The organism is Chitinophaga solisilvae (genome assembly GCF_009928525.1).
Taxonomy (GTDB): domain Bacteria; phylum Bacteroidota; class Bacteroidia; order Chitinophagales; family Chitinophagaceae; genus Chitinophaga; species Chitinophaga solisilvae.
The window spans coordinates 637,789-648,756 of sequence record NZ_JAABOK010000002.1; the positions used below are offsets into that span (position 1 = coordinate 637,789).

A 10,968-nucleotide genomic window follows, 5' to 3' on the forward strand; every position below is an offset into this window, starting at 1 on the left:
GAAATTTAAATGATTTTCTGATACTTGTGTCATGGCGTTGAAGGTAAACATGAGCTTACAATGTGACGTCAGACCTCATCGAAGTGCTAGAATAAATAACGCTCAGAGCATGAATAGGGGAGATTAAGGTTGCTAGAAGAATGCTAGAAATTGAAATTGATAAATAGTGGAGTGCCGCATTACTCCAGTAATTGCCAATCAATTTTCGGTGCGTAGCAGTAGCTGGCTATGCGGCCTGCAAACTTCGGTATAATTCATGGGAATTTCGGAAAGTGGAATAAAGATACGGGTAGTTGACAGGTAAATCGAATGTAGCAAAGGATTTCAACTGCCTTAATTTCAAACTTCTTATAATAATTGCTTTAATACCAATAAATTAAATGAATTTTCTATTTTTTGTGGTTAATGTTTTGTTAAATATGCTTTTTAAAGGTAATAATATATTTACCTTTGTGATATAAAGGTAATTATATTGTTACTTTTGTCAAGAATTTATTTAAAATCATTTTTATGAACTGGCACGAGAGATTTAAAGAAATGAAAGCAGGATTGGGTTATACCAATGCAGATATTGCGGAGATAACAGGTAATACCGCTGATAGTATAAAGTCATCAACACAGCCCAATAACGAAATTCCACGTTGGTTAAAGTTGGCGATTGTTGTATATGAAACTACTCTCAACAGAAATGAGACTGTGGAAATGCTTAGAAAAAAATCCAAAGAAGATGTTTTAGATTTTATAAGAAAACAGCTTTCATTTGAAGGGGCTATTTTGGGGCAATTGAGGCACATTGATAGTGAAGTGATGAAGAAGGAGCATCGCAGATTTGAAATGTCCGGCTATGAAAGTTTTCCAGGACAGTGTACGCTTCACAATCTCGCTATTGTAAATGAATTTGCCTACTTAGGTATTTATGATTACACTGAATATCTTTTTTTAGACTTTTATAAAGGAACGCCCACTCTTTATCTAAAATATTTTAGCGCTAAAGAAAATTTAGAGTTTTCTTTTAGTGCTCTTGGAACGGTTGATATAATATTTGAAATATTTGAAAAGACAATTTTTTCAGATAGGGCTAAAAGACGGAGGTGAGAGAGGCGTCTGTCTAAATAAAAGCAGTATTGACCTCAAAAATCTACAATTACAATTGGGTATATAAAACGAAGATATGAAAAAGAAAACCTCAAGATTATCTCCTGCATTAAGGCGCCAAGCCTCCGCCGATATGACTAGGTATTATATGAACAGTTACTGGAGCGAATGGCGCTATGTAAAAGTTCTTACGCTTCAAAAATTACTTAGGACAAAATATGATTTTTACCAGAGTGTCACAGAAGAATTGTATAAAGAACCTCACGAAGCTACTATAGCTCAAGAGATAACCCATGGACTGTATTATGATACAATTGCACAATGCATTCAATACATAGAAGATCTTTTTGCTTTAATCCGGGCGTCCAGAGATCCCGACTATTTTATCAAGAATATTGTTACCTATCAAGCCGGACAGATTACTAATTTGATAAAAGGGTTCAAAGTCGATGATAAGAGCTTAGGAGAAGCATTTCATTATCCGCATGTTCTATTATTCCCAAATGACAAGGATAGGAAGGCATACGAAGCAGGTAAAATGAAGTTGAAGGAAATTATTGGGGAGATACTTGACTTTTATCGAGAGTATGAATTTTTTTACATTCAATATAAACATGGCCTTACGATTCCAATCAGACCTTTTGGAAATGTTTTTTCAGAAGAGCAAGTGGAAAAAGATAAGGCGGGTGAGTTTCATCCGTATCTGGCCGTTTTTGATAATTTTAATTTACATGCGGCCTCCCAAAGAAATACATTTAATACGACACATGGAAATTTAATGCCGGGATGGACCCCTGCTGTAATGAGTTGTATTGGCGACCTACATGATGAAGACAATTATCTACGGTTTGTATTTCCACCGGATATAGATGTTACTATGGATATTTATGTCAGTATAGCAATGAAGATTAAGTATTGTATTAATATCTTCAAGAATAACTATTTACAGAAGATTGATCAATCCATAGATGTTAATAAATTTCAATTGCCAATTGATCCGCAGAGTAATGAGGTTCTTAATATTAGTTTTGAGCAGTCTTGAATGAATATTCACTAAGTTATAGCGTTTGATTAAATCGTAACTTAGTAAATGAACGTTAACCTGAGTAAAGTAATATAAACTGACCAGGGAAAATTAAACTAAAATCGACTAACTAATCGACCATAAAAGAAAAACCCGCGACTAGCGCGGGTTTCTTCGAGATTTTGCGGACCAGACGGGACTCGAACCCGCGACCTCCGCCGTGACAGGGCGGCATTCTAACCAACTGAACTACTGATCCTTCCAAAAATATTACTAAAAAATAGCTATCTTTTTGTTTCCCAATTCGTTGTGTACCTCCGTTTTGGGATTGCAAAGATAGCAACAAAGTTTCCAATTAAGCAAATCTTTTTTAAAAAAAATTTTCAGCACTATCTTTACACCCGATCTTTAACCAATTTAATCAAATTATGCAATTCCTGGATTTCGAGAAACCTATCGCGGACTTATATGAGCAGCTGGAAAAGCTGAAGGAGAATGGGGCTAAATCAGGCGTGGATGTTTCTGCTACAGTCAATGAATACGAACAGAAAATCGTTGACACCCGCAAAAATATCTATGACCACCTGACTGCCTGGCAACGCGTGCAACTCAGCCGCCACCCCGATAGGCCATATACCCTGGCGTATATCGAAAAAATGTGCACCAACTTTGTTGAACTGCACGGTGATCGGAATGTGAAAGACGATAAAGCCATGGTGGGTGGTTTTGCTGACCTCGACGGGGAAACCGTCATGTTTATCGGTCAGCAGAAAGGTATCAACACAAAAATGCGTCAGCTCAGAAACTTCGGGATGGCCAATCCTGAAGGCTACCGCAAAGCCCTCCGCCTCATGAAACTGGCGGAAAGATTCAACAAGCCTATTGTTACCCTGATTGATACGCCCGGTGCATATCCTGGCCTGGAAGCGGAAGAAAGAGGCCAGGCGGAAGCTATCGCCCGTAACCTCTTCGAAATGGTGAAACTGCGTGTTCCCGTTATCTGTATCATCATCGGGGAAGGTGCTTCCGGCGGCGCCCTCGGTATCGGCATCGGCGACAGGGTACTGATGCTGGAAAACAGCTGGTACACGGTTATCTCCCCGGAAAACTGTTCCACCATCCTCTGGCGCAGCTGGAACTTCAAGGAAAAGGCTGCAGAAGAACTGAAACTGACATCAGATTACATGAGCCAGTTCGGACTGGTAGACGGCCTGGTGAAGGAACCTCTTGGCGGCGCACATGTAAATCCGGATGAAATGGCGGATATACTGAAAAAACGTATCAAGGAAACACTGGCAGAATTAAGGAAAATCGATCCAGATTCCCGTATAGAACAACGTATCGAGAAATTTTCCCGCATGGGTTTTTACGAAGAACACTAAAAAAAATTTAGAGATCACAATAAAAAATTCGAATTTCGGCCTTCGGAATTCGAATTTTCTTTTTTCTCCCGTAAAAACAATATGGAACAACTAAAAGGCACCGGGGTTGCACTGGTTACTCCCTTTAAAGCAGATGAAAGCATAGACTGGAATGCTTTGGAAAAGCTGATCAATTATGTGATTGATGGCGGCGTGAATTATGTTGTGTCTCTCGGCACAACCGGCGAAACGCCCACTCTTTCTGCAGATGAGAAGCTGGATTTGATGAAATTCACTTTCGAAAAGGTGTCGAAGCGGGTGCCGGTGGTTATTGGCATCGGCGATTATAATACCGGAGATGTAGTAAAAAGACTTGAAAAATGCCCGCTGGATGAAGCTGCGGCCGTACTCAGTGTGGCGCCTTACTACAGTAAACCTACCCAGGAAGGCATTTATCAGCATTATAAAACGATTGCCGCTGCTTCTCCCAAACCAATCATCCTCTACAATGTGCCCGGTCGTACCGGCCGCAATATGACCGCTGAAACCACCCTGCGCCTGGCGCACGAAGTGGAAAACATCATCGGCATGAAGGAGGCTTCCGGCGATATGCTGCAGTGTATGCAGATCATCCGCGATAAACCAAAGGATTTCCTCGTTGTCAGTGGCGACGACGCACTCGCGCTCGCACAGCTGGCCTGTGGTATGGATGGTGTTATCTCCGTTGCTGCCAATTATTTCGCAGCCGATTTCTCCTCCATGGTACACGCCGCACTGATCAACGATTATCCGGCTGCCCGCGCCCTGAATACCAAAATGCTGCAAGGCTACGATCTGATGTTCTCAGAAAACAATCCTGCCGGTATCAAGGCTTTCCTGACCCATAAAGGTATTATCGGCAACAATTTCCGCTTACCGGTACTCCCCGTTACTGACGGCCTGATGGAACAGATTAAGGTCTACCTGAATAAATATTGATTATTTGGGATTTGATTATTTAATTATTTGAGATTTGTTTTTATGCAAGATGCACCGCTGATTTTTCAGCAATACATCCTGCATAAAAACAAATCTCAAATAATTAAATAATCAAATCTTAAATAATGTAGGTCGTGCCTTCCTCTGCAATATACGTTTCAGGGAATATCGGCCTGGTCTCCTCCAGGAATGGCTGCAGGTCGGTATACTTGGAAGAAAAATGACCTATAAGCAGCCGTTGCGCTTTGGCAGAAGCCGCCAGGGAGGCAGCCTGAACGGTGGTGCTGTGAAAGCGTTCCGCAGCGCGGGCTTCCAGCTCATGCAGGTAGGTGGTTTCATGATAGATCATATCAGCGCCGCTCAGCCAGGGCAGCAGGCTCACATCATACAACGTATCCGCGCAGTACACATAGCGCTTGCCCTTACACGGAGGCAGCGTTACCCAGTCATTCTTCACCAGCGTTCCGTCTTTCCGCAGATAATCTGCTCCTTCCTGCAACTTGCTGTAATAGGCTGCCGGAATCTCATATGCCTTCGCCTGTTCCGGTATCAGCTTCCGTTTCCGCTTCTGCATCTCAATGGAAAAACCAAAGCAGGAAATCCTGTGCTGGGTAGGAAAACAACTTACTACCAGGTCCTTGTCTTCCAGTATTACCCCGCTATACCCCGCCGTCAGCGGAATAAATGCCAGCTCATACTTCAGCTGGGTACCGCCGGCATCCAGCTGTAACTGCAGGATAGCCTGCAGTTCCGGTGGCGCATATACGCTCAGCGGCTCCGTCCGCCCCATAAGACTGAAGGTATTCAGCAGTCCGATCAGCCCGAAATAATGGTCGCCATGCAGGTGGCTGATAAAAATATACCTGATTTTACTTCGCCGGATGCGGTATTTCGCAATCTGGATCTGGGTTCCTTCTCCGCAGTCTACTAACAGTAACTGATCATTACAGGTCACTATCTGTGCCGTAGGGTGCCTGTCCAGTGTAGGAATAGCCGAATTATTGCCTAATATTGTTACTGCAAACATATGTATATCGTTTAGCCATTAAACGTTAGCCGGAGGCGGCTAACTGCCCATAGCTATTTATAATTCCCCGTTCAGCAGCTCTCTTTCAAGCTCTTCCATCATAATAAGGTCGATAGCCTCTGCCATGGTAGGCGCAATATTCAGCATATCGCCGCCCGCTGCTTTCAGATCTCTCGTTAAAGTGTTGTTAACGCCGGTAATCGCACAGGAGCGCCCGTTGTCATACAGGTACTGGTATACTGTTAAAATGGCTTGAATGCCCGGTTGGTCCATTGTATCCACGGAACCTATATCCAGTATGAGATTGCGGGTGTCCAGTTCCGGTAGCGCAATGATGGTGTTTACAAACTGGTCTGACAAATTAGCATCCAAAGCAACTTCTTCTGGACAAAAAACCACTATTTTTTCTTTGGTATCAATTTTGAATTTCATGCGTTGGACGTTGTTTTATACATTTAGTAAAAAATCACTTTCGAAGAGGAAAACCCACCTGAAAAAATTAAAACGAAGGAGTTTAAACAAAAGCTGCTTTTTCCTCGTAAGTATTTTAAAAGAAGTTCGGATCCTATTCTCCACAAAAATAATTGTTATACTATTAAAGTGTAGGTTGTTTGAGTGTAAAAAAGGAATAACTTCATTCTGAAGAAATACCGCAATAATCTAAATCAGAATTATTCGTTATTATTGTATAAGCAAGCCCCCGTAAGGGTTTTTGATCATCTAATATTCTCACAATGGACCAGAATTTTTCACCGCAAGTTAAGGAGATCATTTCTTTCAGCAGAGAGGAAGCTTTACGACTGGGAAATGATTTCATCGGTACTGAACACCTGCTGCTGGGTATTATCCGGGAAGGCGAAGGCACGGCCGTAAAGATTCTGCAGGCTTTGAACGTAGACCTATACGAATTACGCAAAGAAGTAGAACTGGCTGTTAAAGATAAGACCGGGAAGAATATTGCTAATATCAACAGTCTTCCGCTTACCAGACAGGCAGAGAAGGTAATCCGTGTAACAGTCCTCGAAGCAAAGGCACTCAAAAGTGCTACCGTGGAAACTGAACACCTCATGCTCTCAATACTGAAGAACAAGGAAAACGTTTGTACACAAATCCTACAACAATTCGACGTGGACTACGATACTTTTAAAAACGAACTGGGCTTTGTAAAATCCGCTGACCCTAAATCCGAATTCGACGATCCGGGTGAAGAAGAGTTTGAAGACGAAAGGAAGAGTTACGCATCCAAAGCCAAACAGACCAATACCAAATCCAAAACACCCGTACTGGATAACTTTGGTAGAGACATTACCAAGCTGGCCGAAAGCGGCAGCCTGGACCCTATTGTTGGCCGTGAACAGGAAATCGAACGCGTTTCCCAGATACTGTCCCGCCGTAAGAAAAATAACCCTATCCTCATAGGGGAGCCAGGCGTGGGTAAAACAGCTATCGTGGAAGGCCTCGCCCTGCGCATCGTTCAGCGGAAGGTGTCCCGCGTATTATTCGATAAACGCGTGGTAAGCCTCGACCTCGCAGCCCTGGTGGCCGGTACCAAATACCGCGGCCAGTTCGAGGAAAGAATGAAAGCCATCATGAATGAACTGGAGAAAAACAGAGATGTAATCCTCTTCATTGATGAAATACATACCATCGTTGGCGCCGGCGGAGCTTCCGGTTCCCTGGACGCTTCCAATATCTTTAAACCAGCCCTGGCCAGAGGCGAACTCCAATGCATCGGCGCTTCCACCCTCGATGAATACCGTATGTACATCGAGAAAGACGGCGCCCTGGACCGCCGCTTCCAGAAAGTAATGGTGGAACCACCCAGCGTGGATGAAACCATCCAGATCCTCAATAATATCAAACCACGTTATGAAGAATACCATAACGTGAGCTATACAGACGCTGCCATTGACGCCTGCGTGAAACTCAGCGACCGCTACATGACAGACCGCCTGCTGCCCGACAAGGCAATAGACGTGCTGGACGAAGTAGGGGCCAGAGTACACCTGAAAAATATCAATGTGCCGCAGAATATCCTCGACCTGGAAAAACAGATCGAAGACATCAAACAGGAAAAAAATAAAGTAGTAAAAAGCCAACGCTTCGAAGAAGCCGCTGCGCTGCGCGATACGGAAAAGAAACTGGGTGAAGACCTGGAACGCGCCAAAGCCATGTGGGAAGAAGAAGTGAAGCATAAACGCTACCCGATCGATGAAGAAGCCATCGCGGAAGTTGTCAGCATGATGACCGGTATCCCCGTTAAAAGGATGGTACAGGCAGAAACTGAGAAACTGCGCCGCATGGGCGAAGACCTCAAAGGCGCCGTGGTAGGCCAGGACGATGCCATCAGCAAAGTCACCAAAGCCATCCAGCGTAACCGCGTAGGTCTGAAAGATCCGAAGAAACCAATCGGCTCCTTCATCTTCCTCGGACCTACAGGGGTTGGTAAAACAGAACTGGCCAAATCACTGGCCCGCTACATGTTCGACTCCGATGAAGCCCTCATCCGTATCGATATGAGCGAATACATGGAGAAATTCTCTGTAAGCAGACTCATCGGTGCGCCTCCGGGATATGTAGGATATGAAGAAGGTGGTCAGCTGACAGAAAAAGTACGCCGCAAACCGTACTCTGTTATCCTCCTGGATGAAATCGAAAAAGCACATCCGGATATCTATAACCTCCTGCTGCAGGTACTCGATGATGGTATCCTTACCGACGGTCTCGGCCGTAAGGTGGACTTCAAAAATACCCTCATCATCATGACCTCCAACATCGGAGCACGCCAGCTGAAGGATTTCGGCGCCGGCGTAGGGTTCACTACCAGCGCCAGAGCGGTAAACGAAGAAGAGAATACCAAATCAGTGATCGAAAAAGCACTGAAACGTACCTTCTCTCCTGAGTTCCTGAACAGAATCGATGATGTGATCATCTTTAATTCTCTGAATAAAGAACACATCTACACCATCATCGATATTACCATGAAGAGCGTGCTGAAACGCCTGAATACCCTGGGCTTCAGCCTGGAACTGACAGACGACGCCAAAGGCTTCCTGGCAGATAAAGGCTACGACCAGCAATTCGGCGCCAGACCACTGCACAGAGCTATCCAGAAATATCTGGAAGACCCGCTGGCAGAAGAAATCCTCAACATGAACATTCATGATGGAGATATCCTCGTGGCTGATCTGGATAAAGAAAACCAGAAACTGGTGTTCACCCTGAAAAACAACTCTTCCAAGAGTAAATCAGAAAAATCATCAGAAGCGTAACCAACGCTGATTATATTGCAAAGCCCGTTAGGCGTAACAGCCTGACGGGCTTTTTGCTTAAATAAGGCAGGTTTCCTGACATGAACATGTTAGTAGTCATCCTGACAGACCAACTCCCCGCGAATACCGGTTCCGCCTGAACTTTCCGTGTTATGGCAGCTCCTGCTATCGATAGCAACAGGGTAGAAGTACCCCCCGCACATTTACTCCCTGAATAATTTTTCAATATTAAATATGGTATAATAATGTCATTTTTTAAAGAATTTTTATATGTTATTTTTGCATATATAAAATTTTAACCTCTATTATTTTCTGTGTACGAAAACGATTTTGTTGAGAACGTACACCTCGGCATTTAGAAAAGAATAACCAGAAAAATCTTATTTATCATCCTTATACTTAGCCTGTTATTTTTTGCGTAGCAAAAAGTGGGGTTCCCTTTGCGCAAAAGAATAGCGCTGACTATTTATCCTTATACTATGAATAAAGCTTTACAAACCGCTGCCCGCATTGCTGTTATGGCCGGCGTTACTTTGGTAGCCTCTCAGGCTAGTGCTCAGTTGAAGGTTGGTAACAACCCGACTGTAATGAACAAATCCGCTGTTCTGGAACTGGAAAGCACCCGCCAGGGTCTCCTGCTGCCACGTCTGACAGACACCTCAGCGATCAACGGCCTTACGCCTCCGGATGGTATGATCATCTTCCTGAACACACCTACCGGCAGAGGCATGTACGTACGTAAAGACGGCGGCTGGTCCAACATCTCCAACGGCTGGGGACTGAAAGGTAACGAAGTGGATCCTATGACGGATTTTATAGGAAGCACCAATCCCGCTCCCCTCATCTTCAAAACCAATGGGGCACAACGCCTGGAAATGACTGCCAGCGGCCAGTTTAAGGTTAGCACAACTTCATTCCCTGCCTCTGCTACTGAACTGGATGTAGTGATCCTGGGAACAGATGGTACCCTCCGTCAGAGAAAACTTAACAACGCTGCCTTCGGCGACCTGGTGAAAAGCTTTAACGGACTGACAGGCGACGTAGTATTCAATACCGCTGCAAGCACCGGTCAGAATGATGCCAACATCACTACCGCCGGTACTACCCAGACCCTGAACCTGCCTATCATGAACGGCGGCGCCAGCCAGTTATACGGTTTCCTGACCCTGGCTGACTGGAAAAAAATCCAGGCGCTGAACGGACTGAAAATAGAAGACTTCATCACCGGCGTGGCTGCTGCCGACGCTAAAAGAGGTGCAAAACTCGAGTACGATAACGTTAATAATACCTATAGCCTGAAAATGATTGCCGCTGACGCTACCAACGCAGGTATCGTAACCACAGATGCGCAATCCTTCGCCGGCGCTAAAACTTTCAAAGCACTGACTACCTTCGAAAAAGGTATCAACATCACTGCTGACGGAGCCACTGTTAAAGGTTTAACTTCCCTGGAAACACTGAAAGCATCCGGTACTTCCGACCTCACCGGCGATGTAACCCTGGGCGGTCTGCTGAAATTCACTACCGCTCCTGCAGATGCACCAGTACTGCCTTCTTATGATGTACTCCTCACCAACGCAGGTACCGTACAGAAGAAAACACTGAACTCTGCTGCATTTGACGGCGCTATCCAGGAAATCACCGATGGTACCGCCAGCGTAAAGGAATCAAAAATTAAATTCCTGACCGATAACAAAGGCAACGACTTTAAAATTGCCCTGGATGCCGCTACCGGCAACAACTCCGTTACCTTCAACCTCCCGGATGCAGACGCTACTGCCAGCGCTGAAAAACGCGGGGTGGTAAGCACCGGCGCACAATCCTTCGCCGGCGCCAAAAATTTCCGTGATAACGTGGCCGTTGGTAAACTCACCGCTACTACCTCTACCCTCGATGTAGCCGGTTCCGTTGCCATGAGCATCCGCACAGTAACCGGTACTGAAACACTGGGCGATAAAGACAATACCATCCTTGCTGAAGGTAACGCAGTTATCATCCTGCCTAAAGCAGCAGCTGCCAACCTCGGACGTATCTATACCATCAAGAAAATAAGCGGCGATATCGATCTGCCCGTAACCATCAAAGGTGGCGGCAGCAACATCGAAGGTTCCGCTGCTGATTACGTGATCTATAATGACTGGACCTTTGTAACCCTGCAGAGCAGCGGTTCCGCATGGTACATCATCCGTAAGTAATCTTATTGAACTGACA

8 protein-coding genes and 1 tRNA gene are annotated in these 10,968 nt (G+C 44.7%); 6 read left to right on the top strand and 3 right to left on the bottom strand.

The window, feature by feature from the left end:
- Positions 1-510 precede the first annotated feature (510 nt).
- A complete protein-coding gene (locus GWG06_RS05375) occupies positions 511-1,095 on the top strand; it encodes a hypothetical protein (protein ID WP_202182952.1) in 585 nt (194 codons plus the stop codon).
- A gap of 76 nt (positions 1,096-1,171) precedes the next feature.
- Positions 1,172-2,137, top strand: coding sequence for a hypothetical protein (locus GWG06_RS05380; RefSeq protein WP_160711832.1), 966 nt, complete (start codon positions 1,172-1,174; stop codon positions 2,135-2,137).
- 167 nt (positions 2,138-2,304) lie between these two features.
- Here GWG06_RS05380 and GWG06_RS05385 read toward each other — a convergent pair.
- Positions 2,305-2,378, bottom strand: a tRNA-Asp gene (locus GWG06_RS05385).
- A gap of 169 nt (positions 2,379-2,547) precedes the next feature.
- On the opposite strand from GWG06_RS05385, the gene GWG06_RS05390 reads away from it, so the two are divergent.
- Complete coding sequence (locus tag GWG06_RS05390; RefSeq protein ID WP_173962804.1) at positions 2,548-3,501, top strand: acetyl-CoA carboxylase carboxyltransferase subunit alpha; 954 nt, start codon at positions 2,548-2,550, stop codon at positions 3,499-3,501.
- Between the two features lie 81 nt (positions 3,502-3,582).
- Entirely contained in the window at positions 3,583-4,458 is an 876-nt protein-coding gene (dapA, locus tag GWG06_RS05395; protein WP_127042455.1) for a 4-hydroxy-tetrahydrodipicolinate synthase, read from the top strand.
- A 118-nt stretch (positions 4,459-4,576) separates the two neighbouring features.
- Here dapA and GWG06_RS05400 read toward each other — a convergent pair whose 3' ends face one another.
- The gene (locus tag GWG06_RS05400; protein ID WP_160711834.1) at positions 4,577-5,485 is read right to left on the bottom strand and encodes a ribonuclease Z; all 909 of its coding nucleotides are present in this window, start codon (positions 5,483-5,485) and stop codon (positions 4,577-4,579) included.
- A 57-nt stretch (positions 5,486-5,542) separates the two neighbouring features.
- Positions 5,543-5,917, bottom strand: a complete 375-nt coding sequence (locus tag GWG06_RS05405) for an STAS domain-containing protein (protein ID WP_160711836.1) — start codon at positions 5,915-5,917, stop codon at positions 5,543-5,545.
- Positions 5,918-6,219: 302 nt separating this feature from the next.
- Here GWG06_RS05405 and GWG06_RS05410 point away from each other — a divergent pair, with 302 nt between their 5' ends.
- Entirely contained in the window at positions 6,220-8,757 is a 2,538-nt protein-coding gene (locus GWG06_RS05410) for an ATP-dependent Clp protease ATP-binding subunit (RefSeq protein WP_127044561.1), read from the top strand.
- 479 nt (positions 8,758-9,236) lie between these two features.
- Positions 9,237-10,952, top strand: coding sequence for a hypothetical protein (locus GWG06_RS05415; protein ID WP_160711838.1), 1,716 nt, complete (start codon positions 9,237-9,239; stop codon positions 10,950-10,952).
- Positions 10,953-10,968: the final 16 nt, after the last annotated feature.

Excerpts from the sequence above, each read along its gene's own strand:
- GWG06_RS05375 (WP_202182952.1), top strand. The coding sequence starts at position 511 with ATGAACTGGCACGAGAGATTTAAAGAAATGAAAGCAGGATTGGGTTAT.
- GWG06_RS05380 (WP_160711832.1), top strand. The coding sequence starts at position 1,172 with ATGAAAAAGAAAACCTCAAGATTATCTCCTGCATTAAGGCGCCAAGCC.
- GWG06_RS05390 (WP_173962804.1), top strand. The coding sequence starts at position 2,548 with ATGCAATTCCTGGATTTCGAGAAACCTATCGCGGACTTATATGAGCAG.
- dapA (WP_127042455.1), top strand. The coding sequence starts at position 3,583 with ATGGAACAACTAAAAGGCACCGGGGTTGCACTGGTTACTCCCTTTAAA.
- GWG06_RS05400 (WP_160711834.1), bottom strand. The coding sequence starts at position 5,485 with ATGTTTGCAGTAACAATATTAGGCAATAATTCGGCTATTCCTACACTG.
- GWG06_RS05405 (WP_160711836.1), bottom strand. The coding sequence starts at position 5,917 with ATGAAATTCAAAATTGATACCAAAGAAAAAATAGTGGTTTTTTGTCCA.
- GWG06_RS05410 (WP_127044561.1), top strand. The coding sequence starts at position 6,220 with ATGGACCAGAATTTTTCACCGCAAGTTAAGGAGATCATTTCTTTCAGC.
- GWG06_RS05415 (WP_160711838.1), top strand. The coding sequence starts at position 9,237 with ATGAATAAAGCTTTACAAACCGCTGCCCGCATTGCTGTTATGGCCGGC.